Origin of the sequence: Massilia haematophila (genome assembly GCF_042647645.1) — a bacterium.
GTDB lineage: Bacteria > Pseudomonadota > Gammaproteobacteria > Burkholderiales > Burkholderiaceae_D > Telluria > Telluria haematophila.
Window position 1 is genome coordinate 2,401,687 of sequence record NZ_JBHRVV010000001.1, and the last position, 24,166, is coordinate 2,425,852.

A 24,166-nucleotide genomic window follows, 5' to 3' on the forward strand; every position below is an offset into this window, starting at 1 on the left:
GAGGGTAAAACATCGTGCAATACCATTCGTTAGCAGGAAATGTGCCTGAGAGAAAATATTTATAAAAAACAATGAGTTATGATAATTGCCCGAAAATTAATAATATTTTCGTAAGATTTCTCGACAGGATATGGCGAAAGAAAAGCAGGTACGAGGTCCGGCTCTCGGACCTCGCCCTTGAATCCAGTCTTAGAAGCGGACCTTGACGAAGGCCGAGGGGCCGGTCAGCTTCAGGTCGAGGTCGGCAGTGCGTTCGCCATTGCGGTGCAGGTCGATCTTCTGGATGCCGTAGTCGAGCATCAGCGAGACGTTGCGGGCGGCCAGCCATTCGACGCCGGCGGCGCCATTGTAGACGTGGCCCTCGACCGTGCCGCCGTTCTTCTTGACGCCGCCCGCTTCGGCGTACAGGCGCACCTTGTCGTTCAGGGCGTAGCGCCAGGCCAGCTCGATCGTCGGCGCCCAGACGCCATCGCTGGACGAGCCGCTGCCGCTCCAGGTATAGGTCTCGGGCGGGTTGGATGCGCTCACCTGCGCATCGGCCGAACCGGAAATCTTGGCGCGCAGGTAGGCCGCGCCCAGGCCGACGCCGAACACGCTCTTTTCCTTGCCGAACCACAGCTTGTACGCCAGGCGCGCCATCTCCAGGCGCAGCTTGGCGTCGGCCTCGATGCTGCCGCTCACCGGACGGCCTTCGTACACGGTGTCGCCGTCGAGCGTGGCGCCGTAGCCTTTGCTGAAGCGGAAGTAATCGAAGGACAGGCCGTGGCTGTCGCCGAACAACAGCTCGGCCTTGGCGCGCGGCAGGCTCTCGTGGCCGATCTTTTCGTCGGGCGTGTCGACGCGGCCGTAGCGGGTGTCGCCGCCGAGGTGGATCTCGGGATCGGCATAGAAGGCGCCGCCGGAAATGCTGATACGGTCCAGGGCCGGCGATTGCTGGGCCTGGGCCATGCCGGCCGTCGCGGCGCCCAGCAGGATGGCGCCCTTGACGGCATTGACGACGATCTTGTTCAGGGAGGGGCGGACGGCGCGCGTGGCTGGGCTGGACATGGGTTCTCCAATAGAAAAGTGTTGTTCAAAAAATGTCCGCCAGACTTTGTCTGGCGCGACAACACTTTTATTATCGCCAATATCATATTAACAACGCGCACGATTGCTGACCTTGCGGTCAGCAATCGTGCGCCCGCCTCGCCCCTTCCCTCCCTTCACTCGATGCTGACCTCCTTGCGGTTGTCGCGCGACACCCGGTCGATCATCTTGTTGTAGGGATCGACGCCGACCTCGAACGGTTGTTCCTTGACCGTCACGGTCAGCACCGGATTCGCGCCCGAGAGCGCACGCTTCTCCAGCAGCAGCACCTTTTCGTCGGCTTCCTTGGCGCCCCTGGCGCGGGCGAAGACGCCGACTTCCACCGGTTCGTCGTAGGCGCGCGGGTTCTCCTTGCCCTTGCCGTCGGCCTCCGTCTTGGCCAGGTGCAGCTTCATGGTCACGTCCCACTGGCCGTCGCTGCGCTTCTTCGCGCTGGCCTCCAGCACGCGGTTGTCGTAGAAGACGATCTTCTCGAACAGGTCGGTGATCAGGGCCTGCTTCGATGGCGGGGCTTCGGCGCGGATATAGTCGACCAGCTCGGCGGAGGTAGCGAACGGCGACTCCTGGTAGCCCTTGTCCTGCAAGAAGCGCTTCAGGGCGCGGTTCAGGGCTTCTTCGCCGATCTCGTCGCGCAGGCGGTAGAAGACCAGGCTGCCCTTGCGGTAGTGGATGTAGGCCTGGTTTTCCACCCGCACCAGCGGCAGTTCCTCGATCAGCTCGCCGCCGCGCGAACTCAGGTAACGATCGAGTTCGTAGCGCAGGAAGCGGCGCATCTGCTGGCGGCCATATTCCTTCTCCATCACCATCAGCGCCGAGTATTGCGACAGCGATTCGATCAGCATGCTCGATCCCTGCACGTTGGCGGCGGTCACCTGGTGGCCCCACCACTGGTGCGCCATTTCGTGGGCCGTCACGTAGAACACGTAGTCGATGGCGTCCTTGTCGCGCAGGTCGGCGATGAAGCCGATCGACTCCGAGAACGGGATCGTGTTGGCGAAGGACTGGGCGAAGCTCTGGTAGTTCGGGAACTCCAGGATGCGCACCTGCTTGTGCTGGTAGGGCGTGAACCGGGTCGTGAAATAGTCCAGCGACTTCTGCGTGCCCGCGATCATCCGGTCGACGTTGTAGGCGTGCTTCCTGTCGTGGTAGATCTCGATCGGGATGCCCTTCCACTCGCCCTTCTTCACCGCCCAGTCGGCCGACAGGTAGGCGAAGAACGGCATCATCTTCTGGTCCATCCTGTACTGGAAGTAGTTGCGGCCGTTTTCCTTCCACGACTTCTGCAGGTAGCCCGGCGCCAGCGCGACCTGGTCGCCGCTGGTCGAGACGACGGTCTCGAAATCGATCCAGTCCGCATCCTGGCCGAACATGGTGTTGGCGCGCGCCGCCTTGTCTTCCAGCTTGGCCATGCGCTCGGGTTCGCCCAGGCCGCGCTTGCGGCGCTCGTTACGGTCGGTCAGCTCGCCGCCCGGCTGGTAACCGATCTGCGGGAAGAACTCGCGGTTGTTGAAGAAGGTGCCGTTCAGGTTGATGGTATCGGCCGTCCCGCCGTTCGTGAAGCCCGGACGGCGCACGTCGACCGCGAAGTCCAGCGGCAGGCGGGCGCCGGGCGCCAGGGCCTGGTCCAGCTTGATGATGGTGAAGCCGAACTTCCTGTCGTCCAGCTCGACCTTGTGCGCGGGCAGTCCCGACAGGGTGGTCGCGACATCCGGGTTGCGCTGCAGGCGCAGCGTGTCCAGCGGCTTGCCCGTCTTGTTCTCCAGGACGTAGCGGCCCCGGATCGCGACCCGGCGCTCCTCCGGATAGATATCCACGTTGGCGCGCACGTCGACGATCTTCGCGTGCGGCAGGTCCTTGTACTTGCGGTAGGTCTTTTCGTACTCGGCCTGCTTGTCCATCGCCACGTTGCCGGCCTCGTAGCGCGCCAGGGTGTTCGTGTTGTGGAGGATCCATGCGCCGACCCCGGCGAATGCGATGCCGCAGGCCGCCAGCGCCACGCCGGAAGGCCCCTTCAGGCGCTGGCCGGCCGTGCGCAAGCGGGTGCGCCAGTCGACCGACAGGCCGCGTACCCAGAAGGCCTGGGCCACGATCAGGGCTGCCACGGTGAACAGGGTCCAGTACAGCGCGAACCAGGCCCAGCCCGCGAGGAAGTGGCCGTAGCCGTTCATGTCCGAGTACGGCGTGCGCGGCAGGCCGCCGATGTTGTACAGGTTGTGGTCGAAGTGCATGACGAGGGCGACGACCTGCGACACCATCAGGACGATCATCAGGGCGTAGCCGGCGAACTTGTTGTTCGTGACCACCTGCAGGACGATGGCGATCAGGCCCAGGAGGATGAAGGGAACGCTCGAGACCAGCATGCCCTTGGCGTAGAGCGCCAGCTCGACCGGGGCGCCGCCCCTGACCAGCTGGATCGCGATCGCGGCCAGGACGCCGGTGAACAGGAAGGCCAGCACCACGCCCACCAGCGCCAGGCTCTTGGCGACCAACGGCGCCCAGTTCGGGGTCGGCATCGCATCGACGACGTCGGCGATCCTGGCCTGGCGTTCCTTGAAGATCAGTTCGCCGGCGTAAAAGGTCACGATGATGAGCAGCATGAAGTTGAAGCTGCCCTCCATCATGTCGATCATCAGGTGGGTCATCGGATAGACGTCGGTGCCGAACATCCGGTCCATCTGGGAGGCGGAGCCGACCATGTTCAGCACGCCGAAGAGCAGCATGACGAGGAAAGGCACGCTCTTGAAGACGGCCGCGGCGTCGAAAGCGAAGATGTGGCGGCACTGGGCCCAGCGCGTGGCGCGGCCGAAGCGCGGTTCGATGCGCGGCAGCGCACGGGGAGCAGCGGCAGGCGCGGCCGGCGCCGGCATCCTGGCCTTGCCGAACAGGCGCTTGCCGGTGCCGGCGCGCTGCGGCTTGAACAGGGCCAGGGTCAGGCCGAACAGCGCCAGCGCGACGCCGGCCCAGAGCACGCGGTTGGCCAGGATGTAGCCGGCGAAGTCAGGCAGGCCCGCGTTCGCCTCGGCGGTGGAGAAATAGCGGGTGGCGCGGCCCAGCGCGCGGATGCCGAAGGGGTCGGTCAGGACGGCGATCCACTCGTTGTCGATATCCGCGGTGAAGCGGCCGGCGACGATCCACAGCACGAAGAAGGCCAGCACGCCGACGTAGACCAGCATGATCGAGCGCGTGGTCGAGGCCAGCAGCATCAGCACCGCGCCGATGAAGAACAGGTTGGGCACCACGATGACGCCGAGCGCCCACAGGTAGGCGCTGCCCGGGAAGGGGCCGACGCGCTGGGCGTCGACCCAGGGCATCAGCGGGCCGAGCATCGAACCGGCGACGATCAGGGCGAAGATGAACAGGCAGGCCACCAGGCCGGCGGCGAAGCGGCCGACCAGGTAGTCGTGCTTCTTCATCGGCGTGGCGAACAGCATGTCGGAAATGCCGACGTCGGCGTCGCGCAGCACGGTGCCGGCGATGAAGATGGTGACGACGAACATCGAGATCAGGCTGAAGGAGCCGAGCAGCTGGGCCACGACCAGCGGCGCGTTGCGGTTGACGTTGCCGATGGCGCCGCCGACCTGGATCGCGTCGGTGGTGGTGGCGCCGAAGGCCAGCGCGCCGAACAGCAGCGCGCAGACCCACAGCAGGGGCTGGCGCAACTGGGTAGCGAGTTCGAACTTGAAGAATTCTCTCAGCATGGCCGCCCCTTATGCCATCGCCGGCGTGTGGTCGGTCGATGCGGCCGGCGCGGCCGCTTGCGCGGCGCGGCCGGCGTTGCGGATCTGGAGGAAGTAGACGTCTTCCAGGTCCGGCTCGACGCTGACGAAACCGTCGTCCGGCTGCGACTCGGCATACACGTTGATCTGTGGACGGCCGGCCACCAGGCGCGTCGACAGCACTTTGAAGCGTTCCTGGTATTCCGCCAGCGCTTCCTGGCTGATCGTGCGGCGCCAGACGCGGTTCTTGAGCGTGTCGATCGCGGCCTGGGGTTCGCCCTGCAGCAGCACCGTGCCCTTGGCGATCATCGCCATGCGCGGGCACAGGTCGGTCACGTCCTCGACGATGTGGGTGGACAGGATCACGACCACCTGCTCGCCGATCTTGGCCAGCAGGTTCAGGAAGCGGTTGCGTTCGTCCGGGTCGAGGCCGGCGGTCGGCTCGTCGACGATCACCAGGCGCGGCGCGCCGAGCAGGGCCTGGGCGATGCCGAAGCGCTGGCGCATGCCGCCCGAATAGGTGCCGAGGGCGCGCTTGCGCGCCTCCCACAGGTTGGTCTGGTGCAGCAGGCCCTCGACCGCTTCCTTGCGCTCGCCCTTGCCGGTCAGGCCCTTGAGGACGGCGAAGTGGTTCAGCAGCCGCTCCGCGCTGACTTTCGGGTAGACACCGAAGTCCTGCGGCAGGTAGCCGAGCTGGCGCAGCAGCCCTTCCTTGTTCTGCAGGACATCGAGGCCGTGGAAATGGATGCTGCCGCTGTCGGGATCCTGCAGCGTCGCGATGGTGCGCATGAGCGAGGACTTGCCGGCGCCGTTCGGTCCCAGCAGGCCAAACATGCCGTTCGGGATCTCGAGGCTGACATTGTTGATGGCCTTGACGCCGTTGGCGTAGGTCTTGTTGAGCTGCTTGATCGATAACATCGTTGCTTCTCCCTAGTTATAGATGGTGCGATGCCGCGTCCTGCCGGGGCGGATCGACGGATAGTATTTCCTCGTTGTTAATCTATCTTTGATGAAAAGCAATGTCAGCCGTTTGTGACAGGCTGCAGAAAACCGGGAATGGATGACGTTTTTCGCGGAATATGCAATGCGCATGGGAACGCCGGCGGGCCGGGGCGTCTGTTCAATGAATGTCTTGACGAGCGGAAAAATTGATCTTAAAGTGATATCACTTTTAGATCACTTCGGAGACCAGCAATGACCATGAACAAACGGCACGAAACCGCGCTTTCGTCGATGAACGGTTACCTGGGCGCCGGCGCCGGCCTGCTCGCCATCGGCGTCGGCGCCATGCTGCTGCGCGGCGGCGCGGTGCTGCCGGGCGTGCTGCTGGTCGTGCTGGGCATCCTCGCCTTCAGCGGCCTGTACATGCTGCAGCCGAACGAAACGGCGGTGCTGACCCTGTTCGGCCGCTACGTCGGCACCGACCGCAGCGAAGGCCTGCGCTGGGCCTTCCCGCTGTATCGCAAGCACCGCCTGAGCGTCCGCGCGCGCAACCTGAACATCCAGACCATCAAGGTGAACGACAAGCGCGGCAATCCGGTCGAGATCGCGGCGGCCGTGGTCTGGCGCGTGCGCGATACCGCGCAGGCGATGTTCGAGGTCGACAGCTTCGAACGCTATGTGAGCGTGCAGGCGGAAGCGGCCCTGCGCCACCTGGCCGCGCAGTACGCCTACGACGAAGGCGAAGACCTGGCGCCGGGCGAGCTGACCCTGCGCGGCGGCGCGGCCGAGGTGACGGCGGCGCTGCGCAGCGAACTGACCGACCGTTTCGAGGCGGCAGGCGTGGAGACGGTGGACGCCAAGCTGACCCACCTGGCCTACGCGCCCGAGATCGCGCAGGTCATGCTGCGCCGCCAGCAGGCGCAGGCGATCATCAGCGCCCGGGCCCAGATCGTGCGCGGCGCGGTCGGCATGGTGGAGGAAGCCCTGAAGGGACTGGCGGAGCGCGAGATCGTCGAACTGGACGCGGAACGCAAGGCGTCCATGGTCAGCAACCTGCTGGTGGTATTGTGCTCGGACCGCGAGACGCAGCCCATCGTCAATGCCGGCACCCTGTATAACTGATCATCGACACGAGGCGATACGAAGTGGCAAGTCCTGGAAAAAAGTCCTACCCGCTGCGCATCGATCCCGCCCTGTGGGAGCAGTTGCAGCGCCTGGCCGCCAACGACCTGCGCAGCGTGAACGCCGAGATCGAGTTCCTGCTGCGCGAAGCGCTGGCGCGGCGCGGCATCCGCATCGCCCCGGCACAGCAGCCGGACGACGGGAGCGAGTAAACAGCGCGGAAAAGCCACACGCCTCGCCGCCGCGCCTTGCGAGTCGTGCGACCGGAAATGGTGCAATTAAGGCATCATGACAGCGCGGCCGGCCGGCAATGGCTGGCCATGCGCGCCGCCTGTGCCGCCTCCCGGACCGCCGGGGTGCCGGCCCACGCGGCCGCACACGACAACCCGGAGAAAGGCGAGCAGAATGAATCAAGCAAACACCCGCGTCGTCATCACCGGCGCATCGAGCGGCATCGGCGCCGCCACGGCCATCGCTTTCGCCAGGGAGGGCGCGATGCTGGTCCTGGGCGCGCGCGGCCAGGAGGGCCTCGACGACGTCGCGCGCCAGTGCCGCGATGCCGGCGGCAGCGCCGAGGTGCGCACTGTCGACGTGACCGACGCCGATGCCGTCGCCGCCTTTGCGCGCGAGGCGCGCGACATCCTGGGCGAGATCGACCTGTGGTTCAGCGACGTCGGCATCGGCGTGGTCGGCAAATACCCGGACGTGCCGCTGGAAGACCACCGGCGCGTGGTCGAGGCCAACCTGCTCGGCCACATGCACGACGCGCACGCCGTGCTGCCGGTCTTCCTGGAGCAGGGCCACGGCATCTGGGTCAACATGATTTCCTTCGGCGGCTTCGTCGCCTCGCCCTACTCGGCCGCCTACGCCGCCAGCAAGTTCGGCCTGCGCGGCTTCAGCGAGGCGCTGCGCGCCGAGCTGCGCGAGCATCCCCACATCCACATCTGCGACGTCTACCCGACCTTCGTCGATACGCCCGGCTTCCGGCATGCGGCCAACTACACGGGCGCGAAGCTGTCCTACCCGCCCGGCACGGTGGAGCCGGAAAAGGTCGCCGACGCCATCGTCGCACTGGCCGAGCAGCCGCGCGACACCACCGTGATCGGCGCGCCGCTGGCCCTGATGAAAATCAGCGAACTGGCGGCGCCCCTGCCCGCCATGCTGCTGGGCCGCTTCATGGACGCCTGGGCCAAACGCGCCGACCGCACCGCCGACACCACCGGCGCACTCTACTCCCCGCAAGGCGGAGCGGATGGCATCCACAGCGGCCAGCGCCAGCCGGACGGGCAGCGCAACACGGCGCTGCTGGTCGGCGCCGGCCTGGCGCTCGGGGTGCTCGGCTGGCAGCTGCTGCGCCGGCGCGAGGCCGGCGCGCGCGACGAATATTACTGATCCTGCGCGGCCGCGCGCTCCTCGGGCGGCGTGGCCGCCTGCGCCGCAGGCGTGGCTTCGGCGACCAGCACCGTGGTCGCCGGCCTCATGGCTTTTTGCTGCACCACCTGCACCGCGACGGCGCGGCCGTCGACGACCGGCTTCGGATGACGAAAGTTGAACATGGCGGACCCGGTTCGAGTGATTGATAACTCGACATGGGTGCGCCCTGCCCCGTTTCAAGGCTGAGCTATCTGGTCTCCCGCGTGCCAGCCGCCGCCCAGCGCCTGGATCAGCGCCACCGCCACCGTCTGGCGGTCGGACTGCAGCTGCACCAGCGCGCGGCGCGCGTTCAGGGCCGTGACCTGGGCCTGCACCACTTCCGTATAGCTCACCTGCCCCGCCTTGTAGCGGTTCAGGATCTGCTGCTCGACCAGGTCGGCCGCTTCCGATGCCTCGCGCCGCAGCGCCAGCTGCTCGCTTAGCACGCGGGTGGCGGTGAGCTGGTCCTCGACGTCGGCAAAGGCGTTCAGCACGGTCTGGCGGTAGCGCGCGACCGCCGCCTGGTGGCGCGCCTCGGCGCCGGCGACGCTGGCGCGGGTGGCGCCGGCGTTGAAGATCGACTGCGCGGCCGACAGGCCGAAGGACCAGGCCGCGTTCGACACCGAGAATAGGTCGGAGAAGCTGCCGCCGGCCGTGGCGCCGGCAGCCGACAGGCCGATGTTCGGGAAGTAGGCCGAGCGCGCGATGCCGATCTCCGCGTTCGCGGCGGCGACGTCGCGTTCGGCGGCGGCGATGTCGGGACGGCGCTGCAGCAGCGTGGACGGCACGCCCACCGGCACCTCGGGCACCGTCGGGCGCCACCCAGGTTGCGGCGCCAATGAAAAGTCGCTGGGCGCCTTGCCGAGCAGGATGGCGATCGCGTGCTCGAACTGGGCGCGCTGGCGCACCAGGCCCAGTTCGTCGTTGCGGGCGTTCGCCAGCTGGGTCTGGGCCTGCAGCACGTCGGTGCGGGCGACGATGCCGACCTTGAAGCGGTTCTGCGTGATCGTGAACACCCGCTCGTAGCCGGCGATGGTGTCCGCCAGCAGCTTGCGTGCGATGTCGAGCTGGCGCACCGCGAAGTAGTTGGCGGCCAGCTCGCCCTGGGCCGACAGGCGGGCACTGGCCAGGTCGGCCGCGCTGGCCTCGGCATTGGCCTGGGCGCTGGTGACGCCGGCGCGCAGGCGGCCCCAGACGTCCGGCTCCCAGCTGCCGCCCAGGTTCAGGCGGTAGGCGTTATCGGCGCCCTGCCCGCGCACGCCGGAACGGTCGGCGCTCAGTTGCAGGTTCAGCGAGGGAAACAGCGCCGCGCGCTCCTGCCGCACCAGGGCGCGCGCCTGGGCATAGTTGGCGGCCGCCTGGGCCACGTTCTGGTTCGATACCTCGACCCCGCCGGCCAGTTCGTTCAGGACGGGATCGCCGAACAGTTGCCACCACGGGCCCCGCTCGAGCGCGTCGCCTGGCGCGGCGGGCACCCAGCCGGCCAGCTCCTTGAACGCCGCCGGTTGCGGCGTGCTCGGGACCTGGTAGGCGGGGGCGACGCTGCAGCCGGCAAGGGCCGCGGCAAGCGCAAGCAGGGTCAGTCGGATTGGCGTCGTTGCATGCATAAAAAGTCTCATTTCGATGGGGACGGGACGGCCTGTTCTTCCTCGAGCGGGTGGCGGCTCAGTTCGCGCTCGCCGGGCGTGCGGCGGCGCAGCTTGTCCATCAGGACGTAGACCACCGGCGTGGTGAGCAAGGTCAGCAACTGGCTCGCGACCAGGCCGCCGATGATGGCGATGCCCAGCGGCTGGCGCAGCTCGGAACCCTCGCCGAAGCCGATTGCCAGCGGCAGCGCGCCGAGCGCGGCGGCCAGGGTGGTCATCAGGATCGGGCGGAAGCGCAGCAGGCAGGCTTCGCGCACCGCTTCCACCGCGCTCCAGCCGTGCGCCCGCTCCGCCTCCAGCGCGAAGTCGATGATCAGGATCGCGTTCTTCTTGACGATGCCGATCAGGAGGAAGACCCCGATCAGGGCGATGATCGAGAACTCCATGTCGAACAGCAGCAGGGCCAGCACCGCGCCCACGCCCGCCGACGGCAGGGTCGAGAGCACGGTGATCGGGTGCACCAGGCTTTCGTAGAGGATGCCGAGCACGATGTAGATCACGACGATGGCCGCCAGGATCAGGAGCGGCTGCTCCTTGTTCGAGTCCTGGGCCGCGCGCGCCGTGCCTTCGAAACTGCCGCGCACGTTGGCCGGCATGGCGATGTCGGCCTCGGCCTGGCGCACCGCGGCCTGGCCGTCCGCCAGGTTGTAGCCCTCGGCCAGGTTGAAGGAGACCGTGGTCGCCAGTTCGCCGTCCTGGTGGTTGACCGACGTGGGCGTCGAACTCTCGGCGAAGCTGGCGATGGCCGGCAGCGGCACCATGGTCGATGCGCTGCTGGACAGGGCCGAGCCGCTGGAAGCGTCGCGCGTGGCGCTCAGCGTGGATGCCGGCGCCGGGGTGCCGTTGCTGGTCATGGCGTTGCTGGCGCTGTTACCTGATCCGGCGCCGGAACCGCCGGCGCGCGCCGGCACGTACACGTCATTCAGGGCTTCCGGCGACTGCGCATAGCGCTGGGCCACGCCCATGATCACGCGGTACTGGTTCAATTCGTCGTAGATGGTCGACACCTGGCGCTGGCCGAAATTGTTGTACAGCGCATTGTCGACGTCGCGCGTATTGATGCCCATGCGCGCTGCGCTCTCCTTGTCGATGGTGACGAACATCTCGACGCCGTTCTCGGCCTGGTCGGTGTCGACGTCGACCAGCGCCGGCTGGCGCTTCATGGCGTCGGCCAGTTTCGACGCCCATTCCTTCAGGTCCTGGCTGCTGTCGCTTTTCAGCGTGTACTGGTAAGTCGAGTTGCTGGAGCGCCCGCCCATGCGCAGGTCCTGCACCGGGTTCAGGAACAGCGACACGCCGGTGACCTTGGCCAGCTGCGGACGCAGGCGCGCGATCACGGCCTGGCCCTTCTCCGTCCTCTCGGACGCCGGCTTCAGGTTGATGAACATGAAGCCGCCGCCGGCGCGTCCGCCGCCGGTGAAGCCGACCACGGTGTCGACCGCCGGGTCGTTCTTGATGATGTTCACCAGCTGGCGCATCTTGGCCTGCATCGCCTGGAAGGAGATGCTCTGGTCGGCGCGGATGCCGCCGCTGATCTGGCCCGTGTCCTGCTGCGGGAAGAAGCCTTTCGGCGCGGCCGCGAACAGGTAGACGTTCAGGCCGATCACGAACACCAGGATCAGCATCACCAGCGCGCGGCTGGCCAGCGCCCAGTCGAGCGCGCGCTCGTAGACGCGCAGCATCCAGTCGAAGCCCGACTCGGCCCAGCGCGACAGCCGGCCCTGGGGCCGCTCGATGGTGTGGCCTTTTCTGAGCAGCCAGGCGCACATCATCGGCGTGGTGGTGAGCGAGATCACCAGCGAGATCATCACCGCGGCCGACAGCGTCACCGCGAACTCGCGGAACAGGCGCCCGACCTGCCCGCCCATGAACAGCAGCGGGATGAACACCGCCACCAGCGACAGGCTGATCGAGAGCACGGTGAAACCGACTTCGCGCGCGCCGAGCAAGGCGGCCTGCATGCGGTCCATGCCCTTCTCGATGTGGCGCGCGGTGTTTTCCAGTACGACGATCGCGTCGTCGACCACGAAGCCGGTGGCCACCGTCAGCGCCATCAGCGACAGGTTATTCAGGCTGAACCCCAGCAGCCACATCACGCCGAAGGTGCCCAGCAGCGAGACCACGGTCGCCACCGCCGGGATCACGGTGGCGCGCACGCTGCGCAGGAACACGCTCACCACCAGCACCACCAGCAGGATCGAAATGAGCAGCGTGAACTCGATCTCGTGCAGCGAGGCGCGGATCGAGTTGGTGCGGTCCGAGGCCACCTGCAGGGTGATGTCGCCCGGCAGCTGGGCCTGCAGCGAGGGCAGCAGCGCACGCACGCCGTCGACCGTCTCGATCACGTTGGCGGCCGGCTGGCGCGTGATCAGCACGATCACCGCCGGTTCGCCGTTGAACAGGCCCAGGGTGTTGATGTTTTCCGGCCCGTCGATGACCTCGGCCACATCAAGCAGGCGCACCGCCGCGCCGTTACGCCAGGCCACGACCAGGTCGCGGTAGTCGGCCGCGGTGCGTCCGTTGGTCGGCGTATCGACCTGGGAATAGATCTGCAGGCGGTTGCCGCCGCCCTCGATCGCGCCCTTCGGGCGGTTCGGGTTGCTCGACTGGATCGCCGCCCGCACGTCCTCGGCCGAGACGCCGAGGCGGTTCAGCGCGTAGGGGTTGAGTTCGACGCGCACCGCCGGCAGCGAGCCGCCGCCGATCTCGACCTCGCCCACGCCCGGCACCTGGGCCAGGCGCTGCTGGACGATGTTCGAGACGGCGTCGTAGATCTGGCCCGGCGTCCTGGTCTTCGACGTGAGCGCCAGGATGATCACCGGCGCGTCCGAGGGATTGACCTTGCGGTAGGTCGGGTTGCTGCGCAGCGTGGACGGCAGGTCGGCGCGTGAAGCGTTGATCGCGGCCTGCACTTCGCGCGCGGCCGAATCGATCTTGCGGTTCAGTTCGAACTGCAGGTTGATGCGGGTCGAGCCGCTGCCCGAGTTCGAGGTCATCTCGTTGACGCCCGCGATCACGCCCAGGCGCCGCTCGAGCGGCGTGGCGACGCTGCTGGCCATGGTCTCGGGACTCGCGCCGGGCAAGGACGCCGACACGGAGATCGCCGGGAAGTCGACCTGCGGCAGCGGCGAGACCGGCAGCACGAAGAAGGCGGCAATCCCCGCCAGCGCCAGCCCGAGCGTCAGCAGGACGGTCGCGATCGGACGCTGGACAAAGGGCTTCGACAGATTCATGCGCCCGCCTCTTTCGGTTTCGACGGCGCCTTTCCGGTCCAGCGGCGCGCGGTGCGGTCGAATGCCAGGTAGATCACCGGCGTGGTGAACAGGGTCAGCAGCTGGCTCACGATCAGGCCGCCGAAGATGGCCAGGCCCAGCGGACGCCGCAGCTCGGCGCCTTCGCCCCAGCCGAACATCAGCGGGACGGCGGCGAACAGCGCGGCCAGGGTCGTCATCAGAATCGGACGGAAGCGCAGCAGCGCGGCCTGGCGGACCGCCTCGAGCGGGGTTTTACCTTGATCGCGCTCGGCCTCGATCGCGAAGTCGATCATCATGATCGCGTTCTTCTTGACGATGCCGATCAGGAGGATGATGCCGATGATGCCGATCACGCCCAGGCCCTGTCCGGTGACCCACAGCGCCAGCAGCGCGCCGACGCCGGCCGAGGGCAGTGTCGACAGGATCGTCAGCGGGTGGATGTAGCTCTCGTAGAGCACGCCCAGCACGATGTAGACGCAGACCACCGCCGCCAGGATCAGCCACAACTGGTTCGACAGCGAGTTCTCGTAGGCGCCGGACGCGCCGAGGAAGGTCAGCGTGACCGAGGCCGGCAGCTTGATGTCCTCGGCCGCCGCGCGGATCGCGTCGACCGCCTGGCCGAGCGAGGTGCCGGCGGCGGTGTCGAAGCCGATCGTGGTGGCCGGGTACTGCGCCACGTGGGTCACCTGCAGCGGCGCTTCTTCCTCGCGGATGGTGGCCACCGCCGACAGCGGGGTCGGCTCGCCGGAACCGGTGCGCAGTTGCAGGCGGCCCAGCGCAGCCAGCGACATGGCTTCGTCCTGTTGCGCCTCCAGGATCACACGGTACTGGTTGGTCTCGGTGAAGATGGTCGAGACGATGCGCTGGCCGAAGGCGCTGTACAGGGCGTCGTCGATGGCGGACGCGGTGATGTTCAGGCGCGAGGCGGTGTCGCGGTCGATGTGGACCACGGCCGCCGCGCCGACCGCGCCGGCGTCGGTGGTCACGTTGCGCAGCTGCTTCTGCTGCTGCATGCGGGCGACCAGCTTCTTCGCCCACTCGACGACGGTGGCGTTGTCGGCGCCCTCGAGCGAGACCCGGTACTGGGTCGGGCCGGTCTCGGCGTCGATCGTCAGGTCCTGGGTCGGCTGCAGGTAGAGCGTCACGCCGGGCACCTGTGCCACGCGGTTGCGCAAGCGCTGCATCAGCTCGTCCGGGTCTGAGCTGCGATCGCGCTTCAGGTTGATCAGCATGGTGCCGGTGTGGAGCATGGTGCTATTGGCGGCGTCGACTCCGACATTGGAGGCCAAAGACGCCACTTCCGGATCCTCGAGAATGGCCTTGGCGGCGCGCTGCTGCAGCTCGGCCATGGCGTTGTAGGAGATCGCCTGGCGCGCTTCGACGCGCGCCTGGAGCTGGCCCGTGTCCTGGGTCGGGAACAGGCCTTTCGGGATCACCACCCACAACAGGGCCGTGAGCGCCAGCGTGGCCAGGGCGACGATCAGCGTCAGGCCCTGCCGCGCCAGCACCCAGTCCAGGCCGCGGTCGTACTTCTGGATCACGCGATCGAAAAAAGCCTGGGTCTTGCGCGCGAACTTGCCTGGCTTTTCTTCCTCGTGGCTGCGCAGCCAGCGCGCCGACATCATCGGCACCAGGGTCAGCGACACCACGCCCGAGATCAGGATCGTAATCGCCAGCGTCACCGCGAATTCGCGGAACAGGCGGCCGACCACGTCGCCCATGAACAGCAGCGGGATCAGCACCGCGATCAGCGAGACCGTCAGCGAGATGATGGTGAAGCCGATCTGGGCCGCGCCCTTGATGGCGGCCGCCATCGGCTTCTCGCCCTCCTCGATGTAGCGCGCGATGTTCTCGATCATCACGATGGCGTCGTCGACCACGAAGCCGGTGGCGATCGTCAGCGCCATCAGCGACAGGTTGTTCAGGCTGTAGCCGAGCAGGTACATCACGCCAAACGAGCCGATCAGCGAGATCGGCACGGCGAGGCTGGCGATCACGGTGGCGCGCACGCTGTGCAGGAAAGCGAAAATCACCAGCACCACCAGCACCACAGCCAGCAGCAGCTCGATCTGCACGTGCTCGACCGAGGCGCGAATGCCCGTGGTGCGGTCGCTCAGCACGTCCAGGCGCAGCGCGGCCGGCAGGCTGGCCTGCAGCTCGGGCAGGCGCTCCTTGATGGCGTCGACCGTGGCGATCACGTTGGCGCCCGGCTGGCGCTGCACGTTCAGGATGATCGCGGGCTTGAGGTTGGCCCAGGCGCCCAGGCGCACGTTTTCGGCGCTGTCGACCACCTGCGCCACGTTCTCCAGGCGCACCGGGGCCCCATTGCGGTAGGCAACGATCAGGTTCTTGTAGTCCTGGACGGTGACCAGCTGGTCGTTGGCGTTGATCGCGTAGGCCCGGGTCGGGCCGTCGAAGCTGCCCTTGGCGCTGTTGGCGTTGGCCGCCGTGATCGCGGTGCGCAGCGAATCCAGGCCCAGGCCGTACGAGGCCAGAGCTTCAGTGTCGGCCTGGATCCGGACGGCCGGACGCTGGCCGCCCGAGAGCGTGACCAGGCCCACGCCCGAGACCTGGCTGATCTTCAGCGCCAGGCGCGTGTTGACCAGGTTCTGGACCTCGGTCAGCGGAATCGTATCGGAGGTGATCGCCAGCGTCAGCACCGGCGCGTCGGCCGGGTTGACCTTGGCGTAGACCGGCGGCGCCGGCAGGTCGGCCGGCAGCAGCGAGCCGCCGGCATTGATCGAAGCCTGCACTTCCTGCTCGGCGACGTCCAGCGTCTGGCCGAGGCCGAACTGCAGCGTGATCACCGAGACCCCTGCGGCGCTGGTCGAACTCATGCGCGTCAGGCCCGCCATCTGGCCGAACTGGCGCTCGAGCGGCGCGGTCACGGTGCGCGACATCACCTCCGGACTCGCGCCCGGATACAGGGTCTGCACCTGGATGGTCGGGAAGTCGACCTGCGGCAGGGCCGACAGCGGCAGGAAGCGGTAGCCGACCAGGCCGGCCAGCACGATCGCCAGCATCAACAGGGCCGTGGCGACCGGACGGCGGATGAATGGTCCGGACGGGCTCATGGCAGCACCTCGTAGGGTGGGCGGCTATGCCGCCCACGCGTCCAACCGGCGGGTGATCGGTCGGGGAGCGGCATCACATCATTGGCAAACATCGCGTGCGCGGATACGCACACGTTCGTTGAACGCGTGGGCGGCGAAGCCGCCCACCCTACGACGACCTTCATTGCGCATTCCCTTCACGCTGGCGGCGCTGGCCTTGTGCTCCCTGCGCACCCTGCGGCCGCTCGCCCGGCAGCGTCACCTTCGCGCCATCCTTCAGGCGGTCGGCGCCTTCGGTGATCACGCGCTCGCCGGGCTTCAGGCCTTCGGTCACCTGGACCCGGTCCGCCGTCGCCTGGCCGCGCTTCACCGGGCGCATCGACACCGTCTTCTGCTGCTCGTTCAACACGAACACGAAGTCGCCGTCGGCGCCGTGGCGCAAGGCGTTCACCGGGACCACGACCGCGTCCTCGATGGTGCGCACCTGCAGGCGCAGGTTCACGAACTGGCTCGGGAACAGCTTGCTGTCGGCGTTCTCGAAACGCGCCTTGGCGCGCACGGTGCCGGTCTGGACGTCGACCTGGTTGTCGAGCGCGGCGAAGCGGCCCTGGGCCAGCTCGTTGCTGCGGGTGCGGTCGAGCGCCGTGGCCGGCAGGGTCGCACTCTGGGCGATGCGGCGCTGCAGCTCCGGCACCTGGTCCTGGGGCACGGCGAATTCGACGTCGATCGGCGAGAACTGGGTGATGACGGCGATGCCGTTGGCGTCGCCGCTGCCCACCAGGTTGCCGATGTCGACCGTGCGCAGGCCGACGCGGCCGGCGATCGGCGCCTTCACCTGGGTATAGCTCAGGTTCAGGCGCGCCTGGTTCTCGGCCGCGCGGTCGGTGGTGACCGTGCCTTCCAGTTGCTTGACCAGGGCCGCTTGGGTGTCGACTTCCTGGCGCGCGATCGAGTCCTGTTCCAGCAGGGTCTGGTAGCGCGACAGGGTCAGGCGCGCGCTTTCCAGCTGGGCTTCGTCGCGCTGGCGCTGGCCGGTGGCCTGCAGCACCGAGATCTCGAAGGTGCGCGGATCGATGGTGGCCAGCACCTGGCCGGCCTTCACTTGCTGGCCCTCGGTGAAGTGGATCTTTTGCAGCACGCCCGAGACCTGGGGACGCACGGTGGCGACCGCCGCCGGCACCACCGTGCCGAGCGCGTCGAACATGACCGGGATGTCGGCCTGTTCGGCGGTGGCCACGCCGACCGTGGTGGCCGGCATGCCGCGCCCACCCCCGCCGCCCCTGCCCGGCCCGCCCGCCGCAGGACCGGCTGCAGAACCGGCGCCCGGCCTGCCGCCGGCCGCACCCGGACCGCCGGCGCCAGCCGGCGCGCGGTGCGTCAGGTACCAGGCCAGGGCGCCGAGCGCCACCATGGCCAGGACCGCGACGATGCTGCCGGCGATCCGGCCACGCTTGGTCCGTGGCGGGGTGGTGGAAGTCTTGTTGGGGGATACGGGAGAATCCATGCTCATCCTTGTTGACCGAACTGAACTGCTGACAAATGCACAAGTAATCAGCTTGGAATGTAACATGGGGCGGCGGCTCAATATGTTTCGTAACGTACATAGCGCCGGGTCCAGAAATGACGCGCAAGCCTGCGCTGCGGCATCCTCTTTACACCGATTTACACCATAGGTAGAACTTAGCCGCAGTTAGCGAAACAAATAAAAGAAAACGGGCGCTGGTTACCCTGCGCCCGTTTCCCTTGGTATGTAACAGCGGTTACAAATTCACACCACCCTCAAGCCCGCGTTCACACCCATGCGCACGCCATCACGGCAATTCGCACAAGCAATGGGTGACGGCGGCGAACGGCTTCTTGCCGTCGGCCAGCTCGTTCAGCCAGCCCAGGTCCTTCGCCACGCCGGCCACGGCGCCCGCGGGCAGCGCGTCCGGCAGGATGCCCAGCTTGACCTGGATGTTGACGGCGGCCTGGGTCGAGGCGCCCATCATTTCCAGGAAGCGCTCGAACTTCGAGCCCGGACGCTCGACGTAGGCGACGCGGAAGTCCTCGCCCAGCTTGGCCCGCTTGGCGGCCGAGCGCAGCGCGTCGCCGTAGCTGCCGAGCGTGTCGACCAGGCCGCGCTCCTTGGCCTGGGCGCCGGTCCAGACGCGGCCCTGGCCCACTTCGTCGATCTTCGCCGCGGTGGTCTTGCGCGCCACCGCCGCCTTGGTGGTGAACTCCCGGTAGACGTTGTTGATGCTGGCCTGGACCAGCTGGCCGAAGCGCGGGTCCATCGGGCGCAGCGGGTTGTAGGCGTCGGCCAGCCAGGTGGTGGTGTAGCCGCCGGTGCGCACGCCGATCTTGTCGGCCACGCGGTCGGCGGTCGGCAGGATGGCGAACACGCCGATCGAGCCGGTGATGGTGGCCGGGTCGGCGATGACTTCGTCGGCCGCCATCGACATCCAGTAGCCGCCCGAGGCGGCGACGTTGCCCATCGAGACCACGACCGGCTTGCCGGCGGCGCGCGTCAGTTCCAGTTCGCGCCGGATCAGCTCGGAGCCGTAGGCGCTGCCGCCGGGCGAATCGACGCGCAGCACCACGGCCTTGATCTGGTCGTCCTCGCGCGCGCGGCGGATCTGGTTGGCGGTCGAGACGCCGCCGATCACGCCCGGGCCGCCTTGGCCGTCAGTGATCTCGCCGGCCGCGACGATCACGCCGACCGCGTCGCCGAAGGGCTTTTGCGGATGGCGCTGCAGGTAGTCGTGGTAGGACACCTGGCGGAACGACTCGATCGACGCGTCGAAGACGCCGCGCTGGATCATCATCGCGCGCACTTCGTCCTTGGTCTTGATGCCGTCGACCAGCTTCAGGTTGCGCGCGACCTGGGCGGCGCTGCCGCCGGCTGCTTCCATCAGCTGCGGCAGCTGCTCGATGCCGCGCGCCACCGCGCCGGCTTCCAGCTTGCGGTTCTTCTCGACCATGGCGGTGTAGTTCTGCCACAGCGCGCCGTACAGGTAGGCGTCGGCCTCGAGCGCCGCCTGCGAAGGGCCGTTCGCGATGAAGGGCTCGGCCGCGCTCTTGTAGGTGCCGACCTTGATCAGGTTGACGGTCACGCCCAGCTTGTCGAGGGCGTCGCGGTAATAGTTGCGGTTGCGGCCGAAACCTTCGATCAGCACCATGCCCATCGGGTGCACGTAGATTTCGTTGGCGTGCGAGGCCAGCAGGTAGCGCTTCTGGTCGTACATCCCGCCCCAGGCCACCACCCGCTTGCCGGCCGCCTTCACGCGGTCGATGGCGGCGCCGACCTCGCGCAGCATGGCCAGGCCACCGCCGTCGAGCTCGTCGAGCATCAGCACCACGCTGCCGATCTTCTCGTCCTTGGCGGCGGCATCGAGCACGGTCAAGAGGTCGCGCAACTGGATGGTGCGGCGCGTCTCGCCGCCGATGTTCGACAACAGCTGGTCGCCGACGCTGCCGGTGTTCTGCTCGGCCAGGTCGCCGCGCAGTTCCAGCACCAGCGCCGTCTTGTCCGCCAGCGGCTTGGCGCCGCCGCCGAACAGCGCCACCAGGAACACGATCAGGATCAGCAGGAACAGCATGTTCAGCACGAAGCGGCGCGTGGCGTCGAGGCCGCGCCAGAGCATGCCGATACCGCGGCGCAGGGAAGACAAGGGCTTGAAGGACATCGGAACTCCGCTAAAAGGATTGGAACGTGATGCGCCGGGGACGTCAGGCAGTAAAAGGCTTCCGGACCGCCGCCTCGTCCGCGGTCTCCTTGCGGGAGATCGCGAACAAACCGGCAAATACGAGTATGCCATTGAGGATCAACAGTTCAAGGCCAAGGCGGTAATTGCCCAGCAAATACTGTTGATAGTGCTCAAGCAGCGCACAGAGAATCGGCGCGCCGATGGTCACGAAAGGCACCAGCCGGTCCGTCAGCGTACGTTTGGTCAGCATGCCGAAGGCGAACAGGCCGAGCAGCGGGCCATAGGTGTAGGCGGCCAGCTTCAGGATGATGACGATCATGCTCGGTTCGTCGATCCATTTGAAGCCCATCACCAGCAGCAGGAACAGGCCGGCGAAACCGAGGTGCACGCGGCGGCGCAGCTTTTCCTGCGCTTCCACCGACAGGTCGGTGCGGCGCTTGATGCCGAGGATGTCGATGCAGAAGGTGGACGTGAGCGCCGTGATCGCACCGTCCGCGCTCGGGAACAGCGCCGAGACCAGGGCGATCAAGAAGATGATCTGCACTGCGGCTGGCAAGTGGCCCATGACGATCGCCGGGAAGATCTTGTCGCCGGTGGCCGTGACGCCGACCGCCGGCGCGTACAGGTACAGCAGGCCGCCCAAAAACAGGAAGGCGGACAGGACGACCACCAGCACCGCGGTCAGGCTCAGCAGGTTCTTCTGCGAATCCTTCAGGGTCTTCACCGAAATCGTCTTCTGCATCATTTCCTGGTCCATGCCGGTCATGGTCAGCACGATGAAGATGCCGGCGACGATCTGCTTGAGCCAGAAGTTCGGGCTGTCGACGTCCATCGTGAAGATGCGCGCCAGGCCCTGCGACTGCATCGCGTTCAGGCTTTCCGTCATCGACATGCCCATCTGGTCGAGCAGGAACCAGACGCAGGCGAACAGGCCGAACAGCATGCAGGAGGTCTGCAGGGTATCGGTCCAGACGATGGTCTTCACGCCGCCCTGGTAGGTGTACATCAGGATCATGCCGAGGATGACCAGGGTGGTCAGCCAGAACGGGATGCCGAGGCTGTCGAGGATGATCGCCTGCAGGATGTTGACGACCAGGTAGAGCCGCGCGGTCGAGCCGAGCAGGCGCGAGACGATGAAGAACCCTGCCCCGCTCTGGTAGGCGCGCCTTCCCAGGCGCACGTCCAGGTAGTGGTAGATCGAGGTCAGTTGCAGGCGGTAGTACAGCGGCAGCAGGATGTAGGCGACGGCGATGTAGCCGATCACGTAGCCGATCAGGATCTGGCCATAACCGAAGGCATCGGCGCCGACGTTGCCCGGCACGCTGATGAAGGTCGCGCCCGAGAGCGTGGTGCCGACCATGCCGAAGGCAACCAGCATCCAGTTGCTGCTTTTATTACCGATGAAGAAACTGTCGTTGTTGGCGTTGCGGGAGGTGGCCCAGGCCACGCCGAGCAGGAGCGCAAAATAGCCGATGAGGATGCAGAACAGGAGAACCGGTGACATGTAAATCCGAAGGTGTTGTCGTTTCGCCCAGCAATATAACTGAGAACGGACGGCAGGTCACCAAGGGAATGGCCGTATTGACGGCCTGGAAAGTGGCGGTGCGCCTTTCGTAGGGTGGGTTCTCGAACCCACGCTGTTTCACCTGATGCATCCATGCGGCGCTGGCGTCGCCGGACCGCATGCGTTGCCGGTTTTCGTAGGGTGGGCTCTTGAGCCCACGCGGTAGAGCGTTTGATCAACCGCGATGCGCGCAAAGATAGGCAGATCGAGCAATCCGGCGATAACGGTATCCCGTGTACGCGACCGGTGAGACCGCGTGGGCACAGGTGTCCACCCTACAACGTCACGCCTCCTCGCCCTCGACGCGCTCGAACGGCCCGATGCACGCCTCCATCGACTCGTCGCTGCACATCAGGAACAGCTCCCCCGAGGGGTGGAAGCGCACGAAATTGGTCGCGCGCGTGCCGACCTTCATGATCGCGCCGGCGCAATCCTTCTTGCCGTTGTCCTTGACGATGCGGTCCTCGAGCTTGTAGAAGCCCTTCGCGCTGGGCTGGTCGGGAATGCTGTATTCGCTCTCGGACACCTCTTCCGCGCTGGTGACGAGGGTGGTGCCGTCGCCGCGGAAGCGGTAGACCTCGGAGCAGCGCAGGTCCGGCAGCGACAGCTTCCAGATGCCGAGGATGGGATGGGTGGAGGCCGGCGCCGGCGGCGCAGCCGCGGCGTAGGGGACGGCCACGAGGAGGGAGATGAGCACACCGGCAAGGACACGCATGGCTTTCCTTTCACAACGGTCGAGCACGATCGGCCGCGCCGCGGCCAGCTCCCCGGCGCGCGACGCGCGAGGCGGCGGCGCCAGGACGCCGGCCCCGGCGCCCTGCTGCTGTATTACTGCTGCTGTACGACTGCTGCTGCCTTACGCGTTGTCCACCGTCTTCGGCTTGGCCGGACGGCGGCTGCGCGTGGCCGGCTTGCGTGCCGGCGCCTTGTGCGCGGGCTTGGCGCCGGGCTTGGCGTTCTTCTTGCGCGCGGGCTGGTCGCCCGCCTCGCCAGCCGCACCCTCGCCCGCAGCGTTGACCTCATTCTCGCCGATTGGCGGGAAACCTGCTTCCGGCACCAGTGCGCCCAGTGCTTCGGCGGCGGCGCCCTCGGCGGGCGGCAGCGCGGCGGGGGCGGCAGCCGGAGCGGCGGCCTCGGCCGGGGCGCCGAGCGGCGCCAGTTCGGCGGCGGCGGCATCGCCCTGGGCAACTGCAGCGGTCTTCTTGGCAGCCGGCTTGCGCGGCGTGCGGCGGCGCTCCTTCAACGGCGCCGGCGGCGCCTCGGCCGCAGCGGTGTCGACAGGCGCATTTTCCGCCACGGCGGCAACGGCGTCGGTGGCAACCGCGCTGTCGTCAAGCGCCGCCTGGGTTGGCGCCTGCGCCTGGGCATCCTGGGCTGGCGGCACGGCCGCTTCCATTTCGCCCAGCTCGTCCGGCGTCACGGCCACGACCGGCGTCTCGGCACGCTGTGCGCCCTTGCGCCCGCGTCCGCCACGGCGGCGGCCCTCGGCACGGCCTTCTTCAGGCGCGGCCTGCTGTTCGACCGGTTCGGCCGGCTCGGCAGCCGAGGCTTCCACCAGTGCGGTCTCGAGCGGCGCCGGTTCCGCCAGCACGGACGGAGCGGCGCTGCGGTACACATAGGTGCCGGACTTCTCGTCGCGGCCGAACTCGAACAGGCCGCGCACCTGCGCTTCCTCGAGCAGGTTGCCAAAAGTACGGAAACCGTAATACACCTCGGAGAATTCCGGACGGCGGCGCTTGAGGGTGTCCTTCAGCAGCGAAGCCCAGATCTTGCCGGTATCGCCGCGTTCGGATACCAGGGCGTCGAAGGTCTCGACCACCATCTCCAGGGCCTGCACCTTGCGCGCTTCCAGCTCTTCCTTGCGCTTGTCTTCGCTCGGACGCTTCGATTGCGGCTGGGCCTTGCGTTCGTCGCGCTTGGCGGCAGCGCGGCGCACTTCGCGCACCAGGTCGTCATAAAAAATGAATTCGTCGCAATTGGCCACCAGCAGGTCCGAGGTGGATTGCTTCACGCCCACGCCGATCACCTGCTTGGCGTTCTCGCGCAGCTTCGACACCAGGGGCGAGAAATCGGAGTCGCCGCTGATGATGACGAAGGTGTTCACGTGCGACTTCGTATAGCACAGGTCGAGCGCGTCGACGACCAGGCGGATGTCGGCCGAGTTCTTGCCGGACTGGCGCACGTGGGGAATCTCGATCAGCTCGAAATTGGCTTCGTGCATGGTGGACTTGAAGCCCTTGTAGCGATCCCAGTCGCAATAGGCTTTCTTGACGACGATGCTGCCCTTGAGCAGGAGCCGCTCGAGAACGGGCTTGATATCGAATTTCTCGTAGTTCGCATCGCGCACGCCGAGTGCGACGTTCTCGAAGTCGCAGAACACCGCCATGCTGATGTTATCGGAAGATGAAGCCATGAATTGTTGGTTTCTTAATGAGTGGACAGATTACCTGCGGATTATACGCACAACGGGCGCGCTTCCTGCGCGCATGACAAGCTGGCCACGGCCATAAAAATTTTCCGATCAGAACCCGCAAGCCGGCCTCGACGGTATACACTTGCGGCGCGCAGGATGCCTGTCGCGGACCCAGCACGTAGTCGAAACGCACGTCATAGCACCGCACGCAGTTGAACCTCTGAGGTACGAGCCCGCATGAAACACTCGAAACATGTCGCACTCCGCT

At 67.0% G+C, this 24,166-nt stretch carries 15 protein-coding genes; 3 read left to right on the forward strand and 12 right to left on the reverse strand.

Features of this window, described 5'->3' with window-relative positions; genetic code table 11:
• Positions 1–189: 189 nt before the first annotated feature.
• The 3 genes from ACFOPH_RS10675 to ACFOPH_RS10685 form a co-directional block, all read right to left on the reverse strand.
• Positions 190–1,047 carry a hypothetical protein gene (locus ACFOPH_RS10675; RefSeq protein ID WP_312549503.1) on the reverse strand — a complete coding sequence of 286 codons (858 nt, stop codon included), beginning with the start codon at positions 1,045–1,047 and terminating at the stop codon, positions 190–192.
• Positions 1,048–1,202: 155 nt separating this feature from the next.
• Positions 1,203–4,784 carry a M1 family aminopeptidase gene (locus ACFOPH_RS10680; protein WP_379735163.1) on the reverse strand — a complete coding sequence of 1,194 codons (3,582 nt, stop codon included), beginning with the start codon at positions 4,782–4,784 and terminating at the stop codon, positions 1,203–1,205.
• Between the two features lie 9 nt (positions 4,785–4,793).
• Entirely contained in the window at positions 4,794–5,720 is a 927-nt protein-coding gene (locus ACFOPH_RS10685; RefSeq protein WP_379735165.1) for an ABC transporter ATP-binding protein, read from the reverse strand.
• 282 nt (positions 5,721–6,002) lie between these two features.
• Here ACFOPH_RS10685 and ACFOPH_RS10690 point away from each other — a divergent pair, with 282 nt between their 5' ends.
• The 3 genes from ACFOPH_RS10690 (at position 6,003) to ACFOPH_RS10700 (ending at position 8,258) form a co-directional block, all read left to right on the forward strand.
• Positions 6,003–6,866 carry an SPFH domain-containing protein gene (locus ACFOPH_RS10690; RefSeq protein WP_379735167.1) on the forward strand — a complete coding sequence of 288 codons (864 nt, stop codon included), beginning with the start codon at positions 6,003–6,005 and terminating at the stop codon, positions 6,864–6,866.
• A 23-nt stretch (positions 6,867–6,889) separates the two neighbouring features.
• Positions 6,890–7,078, forward strand: coding sequence for a hypothetical protein (locus ACFOPH_RS10695; protein WP_379735169.1), 189 nt, complete (start codon positions 6,890–6,892; stop codon positions 7,076–7,078).
• 193 nt (positions 7,079–7,271) lie between these two features.
• A complete protein-coding gene (locus ACFOPH_RS10700) occupies positions 7,272–8,258 on the forward strand; it encodes an SDR family oxidoreductase (protein ID WP_379735171.1) in 987 nt (328 codons plus the stop codon).
• On the opposite strand, the gene ACFOPH_RS10705 is transcribed toward ACFOPH_RS10700, so the two are convergent.
• The 9 genes from ACFOPH_RS10705 to ACFOPH_RS10745 form a co-directional block, all read right to left on the reverse strand.
• The gene (locus ACFOPH_RS10705) at positions 8,252–8,422 is read right to left on the reverse strand and encodes a hypothetical protein (RefSeq protein ID WP_379735173.1); all 171 of its coding nucleotides are present in this window, start codon (positions 8,420–8,422) and stop codon (positions 8,252–8,254) included. The two genes, ACFOPH_RS10700 and ACFOPH_RS10705, sit on opposite strands and share 7 nt — an antisense overlap.
• Positions 8,423–8,476: 54 nt before the next feature.
• On the reverse strand, positions 8,477–9,886 hold the full coding sequence (locus ACFOPH_RS10710; RefSeq protein WP_379735175.1) for an efflux transporter outer membrane subunit: 1,410 nt from the start codon (positions 9,884–9,886) through the stop codon (positions 8,477–8,479).
• Positions 9,887–9,894: 8 nt separating this feature from the next.
• The gene (locus ACFOPH_RS10715; RefSeq protein ID WP_379735177.1) at positions 9,895–13,158 is read right to left on the reverse strand and encodes an efflux RND transporter permease subunit; all 3,264 of its coding nucleotides are present in this window, start codon (positions 13,156–13,158) and stop codon (positions 9,895–9,897) included.
• Positions 13,155–16,253, reverse strand: a complete 3,099-nt coding sequence (locus ACFOPH_RS10720; protein ID WP_379735179.1) for a multidrug efflux RND transporter permease subunit — start codon at positions 16,251–16,253, stop codon at positions 13,155–13,157. The genes ACFOPH_RS10715 and ACFOPH_RS10720 overlap by 4 nt, the downstream gene beginning before the upstream one ends.
• A 160-nt stretch (positions 16,254–16,413) precedes the next feature.
• Positions 16,414–17,736: an efflux RND transporter periplasmic adaptor subunit gene (locus ACFOPH_RS10725; RefSeq protein WP_379735181.1), complete on the reverse strand. Its 1,323-nt coding sequence runs from the start codon at positions 17,734–17,736 to the stop codon at positions 16,414–16,416.
• Between the two features lie 307 nt (positions 17,737–18,043).
• Positions 18,044–19,900: a signal peptide peptidase SppA gene (gene sppA, locus ACFOPH_RS10730; protein ID WP_379735183.1), complete on the reverse strand. Its 1,857-nt coding sequence runs from the start codon at positions 19,898–19,900 to the stop codon at positions 18,044–18,046.
• Positions 19,901–19,943: 43 nt separating this feature from the next.
• The gene (locus tag ACFOPH_RS10735; protein WP_312553467.1) at positions 19,944–21,425 is read right to left on the reverse strand and encodes a sodium:solute symporter; all 1,482 of its coding nucleotides are present in this window, start codon (positions 21,423–21,425) and stop codon (positions 19,944–19,946) included.
• A 343-nt stretch (positions 21,426–21,768) separates the two neighbouring features.
• Positions 21,769–22,200: a hypothetical protein gene (locus ACFOPH_RS10740; RefSeq protein ID WP_312553468.1), complete on the reverse strand. Its 432-nt coding sequence runs from the start codon at positions 22,198–22,200 to the stop codon at positions 21,769–21,771.
• A gap of 141 nt (positions 22,201–22,341) precedes the next feature.
• Positions 22,342–23,898, reverse strand: a complete 1,557-nt coding sequence (locus ACFOPH_RS10745) for an NYN domain-containing protein (RefSeq protein ID WP_379735186.1) — start codon at positions 23,896–23,898, stop codon at positions 22,342–22,344.
• Between the last annotated feature and the right edge of the window lie 268 nt (positions 23,899–24,166).

Coding starts and splice junctions, on each gene's coding strand:
- ACFOPH_RS10745 (WP_379735186.1), bottom strand. CDS start 23,898: ATGGCTTCATCTTCCGATAACATCAGCATGGCGGTGTTCTGCGACTTC.
- ACFOPH_RS10700 (WP_379735171.1), top strand. CDS start 7,272: ATGAATCAAGCAAACACCCGCGTCGTCATCACCGGCGCATCGAGCGGC.
- ACFOPH_RS10675 (WP_312549503.1), bottom strand. CDS start 1,047: ATGTCCAGCCCAGCCACGCGCGCCGTCCGCCCCTCCCTGAACAAGATC.
- ACFOPH_RS10725 (WP_379735181.1), bottom strand. CDS start 17,736: ATGGATTCTCCCGTATCCCCCAACAAGACTTCCACCACCCCGCCACGG.
- ACFOPH_RS10685 (WP_379735165.1), bottom strand. CDS start 5,720: ATGTTATCGATCAAGCAGCTCAACAAGACCTACGCCAACGGCGTCAAG.
- sppA (WP_379735183.1), bottom strand. CDS start 19,900: ATGTCCTTCAAGCCCTTGTCTTCCCTGCGCCGCGGTATCGGCATGCTC.
- ACFOPH_RS10705 (WP_379735173.1), bottom strand. CDS start 8,422: ATGTTCAACTTTCGTCATCCGAAGCCGGTCGTCGACGGCCGCGCCGTC.
- ACFOPH_RS10720 (WP_379735179.1), bottom strand. CDS start 16,253: ATGAGCCCGTCCGGACCATTCATCCGCCGTCCGGTCGCCACGGCCCTG.
- ACFOPH_RS10735 (WP_312553467.1), bottom strand. CDS start 21,425: ATGTCACCGGTTCTCCTGTTCTGCATCCTCATCGGCTATTTTGCGCTC.
- ACFOPH_RS10710 (WP_379735175.1), bottom strand. CDS start 9,886: ATGCATGCAACGACGCCAATCCGACTGACCCTGCTTGCGCTTGCCGCG.
- ACFOPH_RS10715 (WP_379735177.1), bottom strand. CDS start 13,158: ATGAATCTGTCGAAGCCCTTTGTCCAGCGTCCGATCGCGACCGTCCTG.
- ACFOPH_RS10740 (WP_312553468.1), bottom strand. CDS start 22,200: ATGCGTGTCCTTGCCGGTGTGCTCATCTCCCTCCTCGTGGCCGTCCCC.
- ACFOPH_RS10680 (WP_379735163.1), bottom strand. CDS start 4,784: ATGCTGAGAGAATTCTTCAAGTTCGAACTCGCTACCCAGTTGCGCCAG.
- ACFOPH_RS10690 (WP_379735167.1), top strand. CDS start 6,003: ATGAACAAACGGCACGAAACCGCGCTTTCGTCGATGAACGGTTACCTG.